Source organism: Calidithermus roseus (assembly GCF_003574095.1).
Classification (GTDB): domain Bacteria; phylum Deinococcota; class Deinococci; order Deinococcales; family Thermaceae; genus Calidithermus; species Calidithermus roseus.
In genome coordinates this window covers 1-15367 of record NZ_QWLA01000082.1, presented here as the reverse complement: position 1 = coordinate 15367, position 15367 = coordinate 1, and the positions used below count along the sequence as shown (strand labels likewise).

The 15367-nt window shown below is 68.8% G+C and carries 20 protein-coding genes; 9 read left to right on the top strand and 11 right to left on the bottom strand.

The window, feature by feature from the left end:
- The 3 genes from Mrose_RS15780 to Mrose_RS15770 form a co-directional block, all read left to right on the top strand.
- The coding region (locus tag Mrose_RS15780) for a 3'-5' exonuclease (protein ID WP_147371685.1) at window positions 1–866 on the top strand (866 nt) is incomplete at its 5' end.
- Window positions 867–902: 36 nt separating this feature from the next.
- Window positions 903–1232 (top strand): hypothetical protein, encoded by a 330-nt coding sequence (locus tag Mrose_RS15775; protein ID WP_119279890.1) that lies wholly within the window; start codon window positions 903–905, stop codon window positions 1230–1232.
- Between the two features lie 45 nt (window positions 1233–1277).
- Complete coding sequence (locus Mrose_RS15770; protein ID WP_119279888.1) at window positions 1278–1688, top strand: hypothetical protein; 411 nt, start codon at window positions 1278–1280, stop codon at window positions 1686–1688.
- On the opposite strand, the gene Mrose_RS15765 is transcribed toward Mrose_RS15770, so the two are convergent.
- Window positions 1685–2191 (bottom strand): reverse transcriptase-like protein, encoded by a 507-nt coding sequence (locus Mrose_RS15765; RefSeq protein ID WP_119279886.1) that lies wholly within the window; start codon window positions 2189–2191, stop codon window positions 1685–1687. The genes Mrose_RS15770 and Mrose_RS15765 overlap by 4 nt on opposite strands.
- Before the next feature lie 197 nt (window positions 2192–2388).
- The gene (locus tag Mrose_RS15760; RefSeq protein WP_182482870.1) at window positions 2389–3522 is read right to left on the bottom strand and encodes an ATP-binding protein; all 1134 of its coding nucleotides are present in this window, start codon (window positions 3520–3522) and stop codon (window positions 2389–2391) included.
- A 118-nt stretch (window positions 3523–3640) separates the two neighbouring features.
- Here Mrose_RS15760 and Mrose_RS15755 point away from each other — a divergent pair, with 118 nt between their 5' ends.
- Both Mrose_RS15755 and Mrose_RS19000 read left to right on the top strand, forming a co-directional pair.
- On the top strand, window positions 3641–4051 hold the full coding sequence (locus tag Mrose_RS15755; protein WP_119279882.1) for a hypothetical protein: 411 nt from the start codon (window positions 3641–3643) through the stop codon (window positions 4049–4051).
- A gap of 80 nt (window positions 4052–4131) precedes the next feature.
- Entirely contained in the window at window positions 4132–4278 is a 147-nt protein-coding gene (locus Mrose_RS19000; protein WP_182482869.1) for a hypothetical protein, read from the top strand.
- An 80-nt stretch (window positions 4279–4358) separates the two neighbouring features.
- Here Mrose_RS19000 and Mrose_RS15750 read toward each other — a convergent pair whose 3' ends face one another.
- Both Mrose_RS15750 and Mrose_RS15745 read right to left on the bottom strand, forming a co-directional pair.
- Window positions 4359–5651, bottom strand: a complete 1293-nt coding sequence (locus Mrose_RS15750; protein WP_119279880.1) for a hypothetical protein — start codon at window positions 5649–5651, stop codon at window positions 4359–4361.
- 72 nt (window positions 5652–5723) lie between these two features.
- Window positions 5724–6449, bottom strand: a complete 726-nt coding sequence (locus Mrose_RS15745; protein ID WP_119279878.1) for a hypothetical protein — start codon at window positions 6447–6449, stop codon at window positions 5724–5726.
- 87 nt (window positions 6450–6536) lie between these two features.
- On the opposite strand from Mrose_RS15745, the gene Mrose_RS15740 reads away from it, so the two are divergent.
- Window positions 6537–6791, top strand: a complete 255-nt coding sequence (locus Mrose_RS15740) for a hypothetical protein (protein ID WP_027890921.1) — start codon at window positions 6537–6539, stop codon at window positions 6789–6791.
- 15 nt (window positions 6792–6806) lie between these two features.
- On the top strand, window positions 6807–7541 hold the full coding sequence (locus Mrose_RS15735; RefSeq protein ID WP_119279876.1) for a hypothetical protein: 735 nt from the start codon (window positions 6807–6809) through the stop codon (window positions 7539–7541).
- A gap of 130 nt (window positions 7542–7671) precedes the next feature.
- Here Mrose_RS15735 and Mrose_RS15730 read toward each other — a convergent pair whose 3' ends face one another.
- The 6 genes from Mrose_RS15730 to Mrose_RS15705 all read right to left on the bottom strand — a co-directional run bounded on the left by Mrose_RS15730 (window position 7672) and on the right by Mrose_RS15705 (window position 12217).
- On the bottom strand, window positions 7672–8184 hold the full coding sequence (locus Mrose_RS15730) for a PH domain-containing protein (protein ID WP_119279874.1): 513 nt from the start codon (window positions 8182–8184) through the stop codon (window positions 7672–7674).
- Window positions 8185–8212: 28 nt separating this feature from the next.
- Window positions 8213–8692: a hypothetical protein gene (locus Mrose_RS15725; protein WP_119279872.1), complete on the bottom strand. Its 480-nt coding sequence runs from the start codon at window positions 8690–8692 to the stop codon at window positions 8213–8215.
- Complete coding sequence (locus Mrose_RS15720) at window positions 8679–9683, bottom strand: sporulation-delaying protein SdpB family protein (RefSeq protein WP_182482868.1); 1005 nt, start codon at window positions 9681–9683, stop codon at window positions 8679–8681. Before Mrose_RS15720 ends, Mrose_RS15725 begins: the two co-directional genes overlap by 14 nt.
- The gene (locus Mrose_RS15715; protein ID WP_245969991.1) at window positions 9677–10150 is read right to left on the bottom strand and encodes an SdpA family antimicrobial peptide system protein; all 474 of its coding nucleotides are present in this window, start codon (window positions 10148–10150) and stop codon (window positions 9677–9679) included. Before Mrose_RS15715 ends, Mrose_RS15720 begins: the two co-directional genes overlap by 7 nt.
- 133 nt (window positions 10151–10283) lie before the next feature.
- Complete coding sequence (locus tag Mrose_RS15710; protein WP_147371684.1) at window positions 10284–10925, bottom strand: sporulation delaying protein family toxin; 642 nt, start codon at window positions 10923–10925, stop codon at window positions 10284–10286.
- A 470-nt stretch (window positions 10926–11395) separates the two neighbouring features.
- The gene (locus Mrose_RS15705) at window positions 11396–12217 is read right to left on the bottom strand and encodes a hypothetical protein (protein WP_119279864.1); all 822 of its coding nucleotides are present in this window, start codon (window positions 12215–12217) and stop codon (window positions 11396–11398) included.
- A gap of 180 nt (window positions 12218–12397) precedes the next feature.
- Here Mrose_RS15705 and parS point away from each other — a divergent pair, with 180 nt between their 5' ends.
- Complete coding sequence (gene parS, locus Mrose_RS15700; RefSeq protein WP_119279862.1) at window positions 12398–12829, top strand: type II RES/Xre toxin-antitoxin system antitoxin; 432 nt, start codon at window positions 12398–12400, stop codon at window positions 12827–12829.
- Window positions 12830–13294: an RES family NAD+ phosphorylase gene (locus Mrose_RS15695; RefSeq protein ID WP_119279860.1), complete on the top strand. Its 465-nt coding sequence runs from the start codon at window positions 12830–12832 to the stop codon at window positions 13292–13294.
- Window positions 13295–13460: 166 nt separating this feature from the next.
- Here Mrose_RS15695 and Mrose_RS15690 read toward each other — a convergent pair whose 3' ends face one another.
- A complete protein-coding gene (locus tag Mrose_RS15690; RefSeq protein WP_182482866.1) occupies window positions 13461–15233 on the bottom strand; it encodes an LruC domain-containing protein in 1773 nt (590 codons plus the stop codon).
- Window positions 15234–15367 lie beyond the last annotated feature (134 nt).

Here is a 15367-nt window from a genome sequence, read left to right as displayed (position 1 = left end):
TGGCCACCAGCTCCTTCTACGAGCGGCGCGAGGTCCAGCTGGTCCTCACCGCCCTCAAGGCCCTGCTGCGGCCGGACCCGCTCAACGTGGGCCTCCTGGTCGAGGAGCTCGTCGAGGGCGCGGGCGCGGCGGGGGTGAGCAAGGTGCTCGAGGAGGGCAAGGCCCGCGGGCTCGGCCCGCTGGAGGCCTTCTGCGACCCCGCCTGCCTCAAGGGCCTGCGCACCGAGCAGGCCCGGCAGGACGCCCGCCGCCTGGCCTCGGCCCTGCGCCGCCACGCCCCCTACGTCCACACCGACCCCCCGCGGGAGGTGCTGGAGGAGTTGCTGGAGGGCATCGGCTTCGCCGCCTTCCTGGCGCGCGAGGCCGACGGGTCGGCGGAGGCCCTCCTCAGCCGCGAGCGCAACGTCGAGGCCCTGCTGGAGCAGGTCCAGCGCTGGCGGGAGAAGAACCCCGACGCGCCGCTGGGCGACCTGCTGAGCGCGCTGTCGCTGGAGGCCGTCGAGAGCGCCCCCGAAGGCCGGGGGGTGCAGCTGATGACCGTGCACGCCTCGAAGGGCATGGAGTTCAGCGTGGTCTTCCTCTTCGGCTTCAACCAGGGGGTCTTCCCCCTGCGCAAGGCCCAGGGCGACCTCGAGGCCCTAGAGGAGGAGCGCCGGCTGTTCTACGTGGCGGTGACGCGCGCCAAGGAGCAGCTCTTCCTGTCGTGCTCGCTCAAGAGCCCCAAGGGCGCCCAGAGCCCCTCGCCCTTCCTCGCCGAGGTGCAGCTCGAGCAGCTCGACTACGACCCCGCCCTCGGCTTCCACGGCCGCGGCGCTGTTGAGCCTGTAGGGCATAGCCACAGCCTGGAGCAGCCCCCGGTCAAATGACCGGGGGCCTTTTCCGCGGGTGGCATAATACAGGCTATGTCCAGCATGCCCAGTCTATGGGAGAAAGTCCTGGAAGCCGCCGACGAAGACTTGGTCCGGGAACTGGTCCACAGCCTCAAGGCCGAGGAGGCCGAGGCGATCTGCGGGCGAGGGATCGCGGCCGTCGCGGCCTACGCCCTTCCCCGCGCCGAGCCGCCCGACCTGCTGGCCTTCCTGGAGATGGACGCCCGCCCGGCGGTGCTGTGGCGCGGGGACGAGCGGGTGATGGAGGGGGAGCTGCTGGAGATCGCCTTCCACGTCGAGGAGCACCCCGACCCCGGCTACCGCCTGGAGCTGGTGGGGGCCGCCGAGCCCATTGCCCGCTGAGGGGTGCCGAGGTAAGCTGGAACGGACACGGAATCAGGAGGCCCCATGACCTACCACGTTTCCCGAATTCGGCTCCAGGACGGCGTTTGCGACGACCCCTACGGCCAACCCAGCTACGTCGCCATCACCCGCGGCGACGAGCTCGTGTGCATGGTCTGCCCCTACGAGGGCAGCACCCCGGCCGACCTCGAGCACGCCCGGCAGCTCGCGCTGCGCCTCGAGCTGACCCACGGGGTGCCCACCGACGTGCTCGAGGAGCTTGCCGAGAGGAAATTCACCCAGCACGAGCGCAACCGCATGCTCGAGGCGCTGCGGAGCTTCGTGTCCCTCGCGCTGCGCGCGTCCCGCGTGCCCACCCGCCACCTGCGCCCGGGCGAGGAGCTGCAGGCCGGCGCCGGCCGGCGCCGGCCGGTGTTGCCCAGCCTCGACGTCGAGGAGGAGGGGCGGGAGCTCTAGCCCGCCGCCACGGCCGGTTCCGCCAGGACCGGCCGTTCCGCGCGCAGGGCGTGGACGTAGCCGTAGGCCAGCGCGTGGATCGGCTGCAGCCGCGCGCGCCGGACCCAGCGCACCCGCACCCACTCGAAGCCCCCCTTGAAGCCGTAGTACAACGCCCACAGCGGCAGGTCGAGCTCCTGGCGCAGCGACAGCGCGTACAGCCCGTCGGAGTTGAGCGCGCGCACCAGGCTCTGGGCGTCGGTGCGCAGGAGCACCCGCCGGTGCCCGGCCAGCCTCGCCTGGTGCAGCCCCTGGATCACCGCGATCAGCTCGGCGCGGTGCGGGTGGACCGGCCCCTCCATCGGCGGCAGGCGCAGCGCGTGGGGCGAGCCGTGCCCGTCCTTATGGGACCAGCCCACCAGCGCCCGCTTGGGCTGGCACGGGCGCCCCAGCACCACCGCCCAGACCGCGTAGCGGCTGGCCTCCCCCGCGAGCACCGACCCGTCCGTCCAAAGTGTGACCATCAGCTTAGCCTCTTAACCCCTTAACCCCCTTCCGGGGCCTAGACCAGACTAGGCCCCGGCGGGCGGCCGGGCGGGTCATTTTCAGCTCGCCGCGCCAAATCGAGGTCGCGGCGACGGCGCACCGCCGGACCTGTTCTACCAGAAGCGGGGCCCCGCGAACGCGGGGCCCGTCCTTTTTGCCTCTTTGCCTCGGGGGGCTACTGTTTGGCCGCCTCCACCCGGCTCACCAAGGGGAGGTTCCCCTCGATCCACTGCGGCAGGCGCAGGCCCTGCCGGCCCCACTCGCCCTCGCGGTAGGCCGCGGCCAGGGTCCGGGCCCCGATGATCTGCAGGTCGGGGGCCAGGCGGCGCAGGAAGCGCCAGGCGGCGTCCCAGCGCGCCGCGCTGGGCTGGCGCACCACCGCGGCCGTGAGGGCGCCGACCGTGGCGTAGGCCAGGTCGGCCCGGCCGGGCAGCGGGTGCCTCTCGGGGTCGGCCAGGATGGCCTCGGGGTCGGGCAGGTCCTGCTCGCGCAGCCAGGCCCCGAAGGTCTGGCCGTAGGGGCCGAGGATCCCCACCAGCAGCAGCTCCAACGCCTCGCGGTCGGCCTCGCGGGCGCCCAGCGCCAGCCAGGCGGCCAGCGCGGGGACGGCCATGCGCTCCCAGGTGCGGGGGTTGGGCCAGCCCCACACCTCCTGCCCCGGCTTGGGGGTCGGGGCCACCGCCTCGGGGTAGCGGGCGAGGAACCCCGCCACCAGCGCCTTAGCCTCCCCCGCGCGCGCGTCCACCGCCTGCGCGGGGGGCAACTCCACGCCGGCGAGGGGGTCGCCCCAGCCCGAGAGCAGCGCCTGGGCGAACTCCTGCGCCCCGGGGGCCGGGTAGTGCAGGTGGGCCATGCGGGTGCGCATGGCCAGGCTGAAGGACTCCGGCCCCTCGCCTTCCCCCCACTCGCTGGGGTTGGACGCGGCCACGATGGCCACCCGCTCGGGCGGCAGCCGCACCTCCCCCACCCAGCGCTCCGCGAGCACGCGGAGCATCGCGGGGCGGACGTCGGGGGGGCAACCCCCGATCTCGTCGAGGAAGAGGATGGCACCCTGGGGGGCCAGGAGCCGCTTCACCCAGGCCTGCGGGGCCAGCAGCACCTCGCCCCTCTCCAGCACCGGGAAGCCGCCGAAGTCGGTGCGGTCGCGGTTGCTCGCGACCACCACCTCCAGGTGCCGGCCCCAGCGCCGGGCCAGGCTCTGCACGAGCGCCGTCTTGCCCACGCCGGGGGCCCCGATGAGATGGACCGGGACGGAGCCAGCGAGAGCGATTCCGACCGCTTTGTTGACCGCTTTGTTGGCGTCGTTCATACCATTACCTCCTATCATGAAAAATCGTACCTTTGACCGATAGAGCTGTAAATAGGGCGAGATCGGCTACTAGAGATAAGGAATTACTCCTATCCGTTATTGATGTATCATTCAAGCCATGCGGTGGATGAACGCCGACCCCAAGCCCCCGGTCCGCGTCGAGCCGGTGCCGGGCAACCTGCTCGAGCTGCTCGCCCTGCTCCGGCCCTACCCCCACCGCCCGGTGGAGGTGCGGGCGGGCGGGCGGCGGCTGTGCCTCGACCCCTTGAGCGTGGCCCTCCTGCAGGCCCTGCTCGAGCAGGGCCTGCAGGGCGAGCTGGTGCCCCTGCGTGAGGCGGCGGCGCGCGCGGGGGTGGAGGCGCGCACCGTGCTGGAGTGGACCCGCCAGGGCCGGCTGCGCCCCCGGCTGGCCTACGGGCGCAGCTTCTACTCGCTGCGGGAGGTGCTGGAGCAGCGCCTGGCCCAGGGCACGGCTGCCCCGCCCGGTGAGCAGCCAGAACGGGACGGCCCCTCCCCCGCCCTGCGCTGAGCGCCCCCGGCCGCCGACCCAGGGTGCCGCCAACCCGCTCGCTTGATTATGCTATGCTTTTTCTCGATAGGAGGAAAAGCATGAGCGATGCGACGGTGATCGTGTTGGCGACCATGGTGGCGGTGTTCGGCCTGGGCGGGCTGTTGGCGGTGCTGGTGGAGGAGGTGCTGCCCGGGCTTGCCCGGGCCGTGCCCCGCCGCCGCGAGGACCGGCCGGAGGATCGTTAGCGCCCACAGGCACAGCACGAAGAAGGGCGGGCCCAGCGGCCCGCCCCACTGTTGCCGTGCCTCCCGCGCGGCCCTCGCGGCTAGAGGGCCGCCAGCCGGGTCTGGACCTCGAGGGCCCGCAGCCCCTGCCGCCGCAGCTCCGCGACGTACTCCTCCCGGGAAGCCCCCGACCAGACTTTCCAGCAGCCCCTCCGGCTCAGTGCGACGATGCCACCGGGATGAATCCCGTAGACCACGCCATCCAGCTCGCCGAGGTATTGCACCAACAGCAGGCCCTGGGGCAGCTGCTGCCCCCAGCGCTGCGCCAGCGGGCTCAGGTCGATCAATCGCTCGCGCGCCAGGGCCAGCAGCAGTCCCTCCTCGCAGTGGGGCCCGATCATCTGCCACCGGTCCCCATGGCGGGCATAGACCCACCGGGCGTTCGTCACCAGCACCTCGAAACCGTCCAGCCGCAGGAGGCGCACCGAGGTGACCTCCCCCAGCTTCGCGCCCTCGATGCGGGCGCCGGTGGTGGCGTGGACCCACAGCGGCGCGGTGGGGTCGTGGGGCGAGAAGAGGGGGGCCAGGCGGGCGCTGGCCCGCCTGGCCCGCGGGATGAGCCACACCCCCGGCGCAACGGCAGCCCTGAGGAGGCCGTCGGTCTCAGGCCCGCCCCCGCGGGGCTCGTCCTGCGGCCCCAGCAACCAGACCTCACCGTTCAGGCGGACGAGCATCCAGGGGCGGCCGTGCCGCTCCCAGGTGCACAGCGGGGTCAGGTCGGGCGGGGTGTGGGGGTTGACCTTCCAAACCTGGAAGGTGCTCCCCCCCAGCTTCTCCAGCAACGCGGTCGGGGCGCTCGCCAACCAGCGCAGTAGCTCGGGGCGCGGCGCATGGTCGCTGCTGCGGTACAGCTCGTGGCCCTGCGGGTCCAACAGCACCCGGCCGCCCTCGTAGAGGAACCCGAGGAGCGCCACCCCCCAGTCCTCCACCCGGCTCAGGTCCCAGCGGCCGGTGCGTCGCCAGGCCGCCAGGTGGGCACGTGCGCGGTTGTCGAGGTCGGCCAGGGCCTCGTCCCAGTCATCGACCTGCTCGGGGTGCTCCAGGGGTCGGCCGAGGTAGAAGTAGCGGGGTTGGGGGCAGGCGACGCAGCCGAAGTAGCGTCCAAGGGCCTCGTACCTCGGCGGCAGCGCAAAACCCTGCGCCCACAGCATCAGGCGGTGCCGCTCCTCCAGGCTCAACCCCCCAGCCGCCAGCACCTCCTGCGGTCCCAGCCCGCGGGGCCAGTGCAGGGGCGCGGCCTCGTCGGCGTAGCCGACCAGCTCCCCGCGCCAGTAGAAGGCCGCGCCGTAGGGGGTGAAGCGCCGCTCGAGGCTCGTCGTCTGCTCTTCGTGCATATTTCCTCCTATCATATAGAAGGATATCACTAACCACGCAGGAGCACCCGACCGGGCCGGGCAGCGGGGGCGCTAAGCCCGCGGGCTGGCAGGCTTAGCGGGGTCCAGCAGCGCCGCCTCCAGCCAGCGCCAGCGCGGCCGCCCGTCCTCCAGCCAGGCCAGCAGGTCGCCCTGCCACTCCAGCACCGCCTGCTCCACCACGGGGCGCAGCCGCTCACGCTGGGAGGGCTCGAGCGGGGGCTGGGGGGTGCCCCAGCCGTCGAGCGCGTCCCCCCCTTCCAGCCAGCGCAGGGCCCGGGCCAGGCCCCGCAGCAGCAGCAGGGCCTCGGGGCGCTCGGGCAGGTGGGGCAGCGCCCGGCGCAGCGCCTCCGCCTCGTGGTCGCGCAGTTTCGGGGAGCGGCTGCCGTCGGGGTTGAACAGACCCTGCCACAGCGGCAGGTGGCCCAGCCCCGGCCGCTGCTCGCTCACGAACACGGCGACGTGGCCGGTGCTGAAGAGGGTCAGCCGCACCGACACGCCGGGGTCAGGTCCCACGCCCGCCCCTGCCAGCACGGCGCGCAGCCGGGGGGGCAAGGCGGCGGGGTCCGCCCGGCTGAGGACCTCCCACACCGCGCGCGCCCGATCCCCCAGCGCCCCCGCCGCCCCCCGCGCCATCCAGGCGGGCAGCTGCTCGAGGCTGCCCGACACGTTCTCCCGCGCGAAGAGGGGGCCGGGGCCGCCGAAGTTCGTCCCGTGCTCGTAGCGCAAGACCCCCAGCTGGAGTTCGTGGCAGCGGTCAAGGCTGTACAGGTAGCCCATGCGGCCATTGTAGCCCCGCCCGCGGGCGGGGCTCTGCGCTTCATGAGAGAAGCGATATACTGCTTACTGATAGGAGGTAGAGTGAGAATGAGAGCGATCGTCTTGCAAGGCCGGCTGTCCCAGGGGGAGCCCGTCAGCGAGCCCGAGGCCCGGGCGCTCCTTCAGGGGGCCCGTGAGGTGGTGGCGATGGACGAAGGCGCGGCGGAGTTCGCCGCGCTGCTCACCGGGCTGGGGGTGCGGCTCGACCCGCGCGTCCCCTTCAACCCCGGCGACGTGCTCATCGTCGTCGGGCACACCGGGGTAGAGAAGGTGGTGGTGCCCGAGGGGCTCACCCTCGGCTAAGACTGAGGAGGGAGCATGCACGGGGAATTCCAATTCCACCCGGCCCCGGGCGAAGCGCGCGCGGTGCTGCAGCGCCTGGGCGAGCTGGCCGCCGGCGTGGACCGGCGCCGCGGCCGCAACACCTACGCCGACCCCAACCCCTGGGCCCTGGCCGACGCCCTGCGCACCTACGACGCGGGGGTGTGGGTCACCCACCCGCCCGTGCGCGCGGGCGAGGAGGCCACCGTCGCCCGGGTGGTGTTCTGGCGCGAGGGCGGGGCGGTGCGGGCGCTGGTGGGGGTGCGGCGCGAGGAGTTCGTCACCCACCCCTGCGAGGGCGGCCGCGACGGGCTGGCCCTCGAGGAGCACCTGCTGCTGGGGGCGGGCTTCGCCGAGGTGACCGCCGCCATCGGGCGGCTGACCGGGACCCGCGCCCTGCACCCCTTCGTGGCCCTGCGCCGTGACGGGGCGGCCTACGGCTACGCGCAGCGCCGCTGGTACGCCCCGCTGGGCGCGGCGTGGGTCTCGCAGGGCTGGCAGCGCCACCTCGAGCGCCCCACCCTCGAGGTGCTGTGCCGGGCCGCCGCGGCCGCGCGCCGCGACCTCTACGTGGGCCGGGGCAGCCTGACCGAGGGCGCCTCCTGCGCGGGGCGCCGGGGGCTGCTCACGGTGGAGGGGGCGCCGGGCCCCGAGGTGTTCTACCGCGGCCGCGTGCGGCCGTGGGAGGAGGTGCTCGAGCTGCTGCGGCTGGCGCCGCTCATCGAGCTGTGAGCCGCTAGGCACAGGGGACATGACGGTAGGCCGGGATCGGATCGATCCCGGCCTACGCCGCCTATTCGCCTAAGATTGTTCAGCCGAAAGCACTTTCTGTCGATGGCAGACGCCTTAACCCAGCTCAAAGCTAACCGACCACTGGGTAGTTGTACTCCCTTAGCAGCTGAATGAAATCGTCCTGCTTCTCTGGAGTGAGTATGACCTTCGCCCCATCCCTCAATCCCAGAATCACGCCCTCACCACTCCCACCTCTACCGTAGATCCGCACCAAACCGTGGGTGTCGGTGTTGAAACGGCCGAATGCCAGGGTCGGCCCGCTGATGCCCGCCACCCGGAGCCGGACCTTGTAGGAAGCCTTCTCCACACGCACGATGTCGTGTAAACGGAATGCGAACCAGCCCAGCAGCCCCCGCACCAGGACCCGGTCGGGTTCAATCCTGTAGCGTAGCAGGAACTCCAAGCTGAACACCAGGTAGAAGGCCAGGAAAACGAGGGCCCAGTAAAGCAGCTTGCCTGCCAGCGGGACTGCGGACGTGGATAGGGTCAAGCCCGACGCGACTAGATAAACCAGCAACGCGGTGATCCCGACCCAATAGGCGACGGCTACCCAGTTCGATCTTCTTCTCGTTCTCCAAAGCATGTACCCCCCTATACCAACGCTGCCGGGGCTAGCCTGCCCTCCTCGACAACCACATGGCAGTGCTGATTGCACGGGCGAGGTCCTCGGCGCGGGGATGGCTGATCAACAGAACATCACCATTGGCGAAGCGAACCCGCACCACCGGCCCAGCGTTCAGCCGGAATACGAACAGACCTGAGCGGTAACGCACACCGAAGCCCAGGAAGGGGTTGAGTTCCTCAACGCCCACTTCTACAGCCTCGGAAACAGGGAATTGCTTGCGGAAGAAGCCTCCCCTCAGGTGAACCCGGATCGATTGCTTATCCACTTCGACTGTAAAGCTGGAAAAGACAAAGCCGACCGCTGCCCACAGGATCAGGAGAAATAGAGCTACGCTTCCCCCCGACCTAGAGAGACCCGGTTCGAGCTGCAACACGGCGAAGGAGAGCGCGAGCACAGCTAGGAGGAACCAGCTAAGCCCGGGGGTAGACTGGGTTTCCTTGAACAAGAACCCCTCACGCTGGTCCATTTTCACCATCATAGGCTGAGCGGCCGTGGGCAGCGTAAGGGTCAGCGCTCGCACCCCTTCCGCCCACAGCGGGTCTGCCCCGCCCCATCGGCCAGAGGAGGTGCAGGTGGTGTTCCACAGGCGTCAGAAACAGCACCAGCGCTGCCATCATCGCTATCGCGAAGCTCGTGATCCCCATGAACACAGCAATGGCAGCGTGAAAAACAGCGCCCAGCAAGAGGAGTGGCCTCCACCTTGTGCTCGGCATGAATAACGCTGCGGCCAGGATCAGCTCGAGCAGAACGACCCCCCAGGTTGCCACCGCGACCGTGGGGCCCAACAGCAGGGGGGCGAATAGCGGCCTGAGCTGCTCGGGCAACCCGAAGATGTTCGAGTTCAGCCAGTAGTACATCGCAGTCCCGTCAACCCACTCGGGAACCTGCATCTTCTTGATCGAGGCGTGGAAGTAGATGCCAGCTACCTGCAGCCGGATCGCCGCAGCCGCTGACAGGGCCACCCAGCGGGTGTACAGGTTCCCTGGCTCACCCGGGGCTGCAAGCCAGTGGTTCAGGCGGCTGTCACCCAGTGCCAGTGGGATCATCAGCAGGGTCAACACTGACGAAACCTGATCGCCACCGTCGACCACGATCGCCGAGCTCGAGAGGCTGAAGGTGACCCACCAGTGTGGGATCGCGGTCCAGCGAGGAAAATAGCCACTGATGACCAGGAACAACACGATGATGGAGACCCACCTTGCGATCTCGAGGTGAGAGCTCCCCAGGAGGCAGTAGATGCTTGCTTGAGAGGCGAAGGAGCAGATCGGAAATGAGTCCACCCCCGCCCCCGGGCGGAAGAGCTTGCTGGTGTCGTTCAGGAGGAGGGTACAAAGAGTTCCGAGGGCCAGGAGCGACCTCGCCAGCCCGTAGACGTTGGTCCAGGGATTACGCAATGCCGCGTACTCCCTCACTCGCACGTCGGCTGTGGCGATGAGCTGCCCAATAGCCTTCAGCACTGCACCTCCACGAGGGCCAAGCGGTACGGCATCTGCACGGGGCGTTTGCTGCGGGTCCAAGCCCACGGAACCTGCTTGCGCATGACGAAGGCCACCGGGCCGCAAATCAGCCTATGTGGGGAGGGGTTCGTGAGCGACACGCCCACCTTGGCCGTGCGCACACAGGCGTCCAGCAGTCCCCGGCAGGCCGTCCAGGCATCCGTTCCCAAGCTGGATACCAGCAGTCCGAACTCGATGCTCTGCGCCCGGACGAACCTGTCCAAACCGAGGAAGTTCCCGGGAGCGCTTAGCGGGCCGCGCAAGCCCGGCACCCACGCCCCGTCTGGGCCCCTTACAAAGAGGTAGAACTGCTCGTCGCGGGGGCTCTTGGTGAAAAAACCCCAGCCCTGTGGCAGAATCCCAGTGACATAGGGCCTGGCTGAATCCACAGCCCCCAAGCTGAGCGCGGTAGTAGGTTGCGAGGCCATAAGGGATAAAGCCGCTAAGAGGCACCAGCCGAGAAACAACGCTGCCACGAATGGTAGTAGTGCCGGGCGGTGACGGTCTGGGGAGGGCTCGCTCATTCAACCCCTATTTGAACAACAACTACCCGCCACTTGCTTATGGGGCGATCCCTGGGACGTACAACTGATCAGCAATGTATTGCACCGTAAGATCCCCGGAAAGGGCAGACCTGCTCAAGTTCCCGGAAGGGTCCACGCCGCCAGCGGGAACCACGATTATCACGAAGAATAACCCAAAAACGAAGATCACAGCCACAACTGCGGAGACATTGACCTGATAGTTGGTGTTTACCGTGTAGTTGACTGTCCCTAGCGTGCTCGCCAGGTCCCTCTTGTTGACCAACTGTACCGGGACCCCGCCCTGTCGCAGAGCTTGCTCAATCTTATCTCCGCCCTCGATGATGGCATCGCTCACAGCTACGGGATCACCGCTCTGGACCAACTTGGCAAAACGTGTGAAGAAACCGGGGTCTTGTGCCTCGATGTTTGCGATGAGAGAGCGCTGAAGATCGTCTGCCCTTGCACGCGCCTCAGGGCTTATCTTGGCGTGGAGGCTCCTGACCTTTGCCGACTGCCAAAGGCCGGGAAGATGTTCGGCAACAGGGCCTTTCCCGAAGAAAACACCTTCAAAGGCCGTCTTTCCATCGAACAGCGGGCGCCGTGTGCCCGAGCTTTGGCTGGCAATTGAAGGCCGTGCGCCCGAGTTACGGTCAACGGTCTGCTGGCTGCACCCAGCCAACACAAGCGCTAGCCCCCCAACCAATAAGGTAAACTTTCGGAAGGAATTAGAATGCATCCCTCACTTCCCCCTACGCCAGGCGTTCAATATAACTCTGATCCCACCTCCTCCGCCAAATGTACGGGAATATCAGAGAAATCCCTGGATGGTGCGCCAACAAAAAACTAAATACTTAGGTGGCTGACCTACGCATACTAAGCATGGGTTGGTATGTCCGGCATGCCTCTGGAACAGGTCTATTAATAGACGGCTTATGGGGGTTTGTCAACACCAGGCCAGAGAATGATCAGGACATTCCTCAGTGTCGGCACCGCCCGTGAGAGTGGTCACCGACGGAATCCCGACAGGGGCGGCTTCCATACCGGGGGCCGGCAGCAGGCCGGGGGGCGCTGATCTCGCGCCGGCAGGGCATGGTTGCGTCCGTACCCAAGGATGCACATGTCCCGGTTTCAGTGGAAGGCCAATGGACCTCAAAACCTCCAGGCGTAGCGCACGCCGAAGCGCACCCCCCCGGCGGTGTCGCTCTTGTAGCTCACCTCGCCGCCGTCGAAGGCCAGGCTGAGGCCGACGTAGCCCAGGCTGCCCGAGACCCCCCGGGCGTCGCGGGGCTCGTGGCGCAGCAGCTCGAGGTTGTCGCCGGCGAAGTAGCCCCCCTCCAGGCCCAGCCTCACCCCGCCCAGGCCCCAGGTGAGCGCGGCGCGGCCGCCGTAGTGGCTGGCGGTGTAGTCGGGGTAGAGGGTGTTGCGCCACGAGAGCTCGCCCTCGAGCCCCGCCGCGCCGAGCTGGCCGCTCCAGGCCAGGCGCAGCCGGAAGGTCTGGCGCTCCCCGCGCTCAGGGTTGTCCACGTCGGCGGCCTCCCACACCGCCGGGTCGGCCCCGTCCACGCCCTCGAACCAGATGCGGCTGTAGGCCGCCGACGGCACCAGCTCCAGCCCGAGGAGCCGCACGCGGAAGCCGGCCTCGCCCTCGAGCACCCCCCGGGTGAAGGTCTGCCCCAGGTTCTCCCCCCAGTACCCCTCGCGGCGGTAGGAGAGGTCCACCGCCAGCGGGCCCTCGCTGCGCAGCCGCAGCTCGGCCGCCGAGCGCAGCAGCACCAGCGCCCCGGGACCGCCCACCGCCCGGTCGCAGCCCGCCGCCAGCTCCCCCTCACGCAGCTGGCTGTAGCGCAGCGTGCCGGTGTAGCCCAGCGGCAGGTCCATCGCCAGCGCCCCCGCCAGCAGCCATCCCTCCAGCACGCAGGGGGTGGCCGCGGCCAGCAGGAACACGGCCAGCAGGGGCAGCAGCGTCTTCATGGCTTTATCTTAGCTGGAACAGGGGAGCGGGGCAGGATGAGAAGCCCCGGGCCCCCGGGTGGTAGCCGTCGCGCTCGAGGCCAAGCCTACCGGCGCTGCGCCCGCCGAACCGGATTGGAAGGCTCGACACGCATCCGCCAAATGGAAATTGTAAGATTTCAGACGGAACGGTGAGACGCCATGACAGCGACCCTGCACGACCCCGCCCTCGAGTCCCTCGCCCTCTTCGGGCTACATCCACGCGACACCCAGGAGGGCATCCGCTACCTGCTCGACGGCCTGCCCGCGGAGGGCTGGGACCGGCTGCTGGAGCGCCTGGGCGTAGGCGAGCGGCGCTTAGCCTGGGTGGTGCGTATCCCCCCCACCACCCTCCACCGACGCAAGCAAAGCGGGCGCTTCACCCCGGAGGAGAGCGAGCGGCTGTGGCGGCTGGCTCGGCTGGTGACCCACGCCGCCCAGGTCTTCCGCACCCCTGAGGGGGTGGCCCGCTGGTTCAGCCGACCCAACCGGGCGCTGGGCGGGGCCACCCCGCTGGAGTACGCCCGCACCCCGTTGGGGGCGGAGGAGGTGGAGCGGGTGCTCGAGCGCATCCTCGACGGGGGCCCCGCCTAGATGCCGCGGCTGCAGGCCTGGCGCCTGGTGACCCGCCACCGGGCCGAGACCGCCTTCGACGGCGAGGGTAGCTTCCGCTACGGCAACCGCTGGAACCACCCCGGCGCCCGCGTGGTGTACCTGGCCTCCACCGCCAGCCTGGCCGCGCTGGAGGTGCTGATCCACGCCGAGAGCTACGCCGAGCTGCCGGAGTACCTGGCCTTCCCGGTTACCTTCGACGCCGAGTTGGTCCTCGATCCGCCGCGCCTGCCCCCCGACTGGAGGGCCGATCCCGCCCCCCCGAGCACCAAGGAGCTGGGCAGCCGCTGGGCGGCCGAGGGCGCCAGCGTGCTGCTGAGGGTCCCCAGCGCGGTGGTGCCCTGGGAGCACAACTACGTGCTCAACGTCTCCCACCCGCAGTACCGCCGGGTGCACGTCGGCGAGCCCCGGCCCTTCGCCTTCGACCCCCGCCTGCTCAAGGGCTGAGTGGCACTAATGCCACCACCCCCCACAGCGGATAGCGCCGGCTCTGGTAGCGTGGATCGTTCAATGAGGCCAAGGCTCCGCGTAAGTTCATATCCCTATCAAGCCTCAACCCTGAATAACGGTCAAGCCTGCATATGCCCTCCCCTCCCCGGGTCAAGCCAGCCTCTCAAGGGTCCGAGTCGGCGTCGGTGCGAGCTGCAGAGGGGGAGGGATAATTCATGAGCTTGCTGTTGTCGCGGTAGCCCGCGATGTCCCGGTACCAGTCTTTGAAGCTCGAGCCCCCGCTGGAGATCCAGGGGTCAAACTTCAAGTACCCCTCCCGGATGTCGATGCCCAGGCTGACCCAGCCCCCAGGCCCATCCAGCTCTTCCCGGATGTACTTGTGCTCGGTGGGAAGGTGCAGGCCCCAGGGGCGTCCGATGCCGTCGATGTAGTAGCGGCCGATCACCGGGTCGGTGGTGTCGTCCTGGGTTTTGAAGAGGGTCCCGTCGGCCTTGTCGGTCGGGCGGAAGCCCGCTAGGTGAACCTCGACCTCCCGCTTCCACTCAGGCACGTACCGATCCCCTTGCAGCACGACCGGGTTAGCGATGATGAAAGGGTTGTAGGGCGGGGTGCCCGGGGTGGTGAAAGGCAGGGGCTGGGTCAGGTTGATGGTCATCCTCACCCGCCCAGGGGTCTTGTAGGGCTCTTCGGGAACCACGTTGGAGTAGAAGGGGCGGGTGGGCAGGGAGGGCTCGAGCAGGTCGTAGCCGTCGTCGAAGACGAAGAACACCGCCTTACCCTGGCCCGCTTCGGTCCCGTTGGGGTTGCGGTCTGAGCTGTAGTGGATGGGGGGCGGTCCGGCCTGCCAGGAGCCGCCGTTCTTCTGCCACTGGTAGGTCACGCTCTCGACCTGGCCAGGCAGGAGGTCGGTAGAGAAAGCAAAGCCATCGTGCCAGCCCCCGCCCAGAGCCTTGAGGACGAACTCCGCCTGGATCTGCACCAACTGGCTGCTGGCGTTGGTCACGTGGTTGATGTTGTAGTCCACGACCACGTCGTTGAAGTCGTAGTCGCCCTTACGCGGCCACAGGTCCTCGAAGACCAGGGTGCCGTAGTCGCTTTTGGCGGGGAAGTAGTTGTTGAACGCCCGCTCAGGATCGTCTGGGTAGGCGTCATAGGGGTCGTTGACGCCATCCCCGTCACTATCGGCGGCTTGTGGGTCGTCGGCGGGCAGGAGGTCGGCGGTGCGGGTCAGGTCGGGGTTGACGGTGTCGCGCACCAGGATCGACTCCTTCTTCACCGCCGTGTAGGGGCTGGCCTCCACGAGGAGGATGGCATCGTTGAAGTCCTCGTCGCCGCCATGGTGCCGCAAGATATCCTCGAAGCCCAGCACCAGGGCCTGGCGGTTGTCGTCGAAGAGCAGCACGGTCTGGGCGCTTTGCTCGACGCTCATGCCCTGGGTGCGGTAGAGCTGGTAGTTGATCACCGGGTCCGAGAAGACCGTCTGCTCGTAGCTGCGCTCGAGCACCCCCGTGCTGCTGCTGCGCCAACCGTTGGCCACCAAGAACCAGCCGATGCCGGTCCCGGCCGGGAAGACGTCGCTCCAGTTGGTCCCGTCGAAGTACTTGAGCTTGACCCGGTTGCCCGAGAGCAACCCCCCACCCGAACCCTGATAGGAGGCGTTGGGGTAGACCACGATCATGCGGTTGAGGATGTCGTCGACGCTGCGCGGGAGGTTATCGGCGGGATAGAGGTAGTACCCCACGGCGTTCTTGTAACCTGCGCCTTCGTGCACGAAGGTGAGCCAGACCTCGGCGTCGTTCTTCAGCACGAGGTTGCTGGTCGCCTCGCGGGCGATGTAGTTCTTGTGGATGGGGTGCAGCGGCAACGGGGAACGCTCGGGTAGGGTCGCGTTGATGGTCTGGAGCATCTGGCTGGTGAGGGTGCGTCCCCGAATCAACCCTAAGGGGCTAAGCTGCTGGGAAAGCGACATGGCGCACGGTGTCGAAAGAGACGATTGGACGGAGAGAGAATAGCTGGGAGCGGCCAAAGGCCTTGGCGTGGGCCCCGCTGACCGACCAGCGAGCCCCGGCG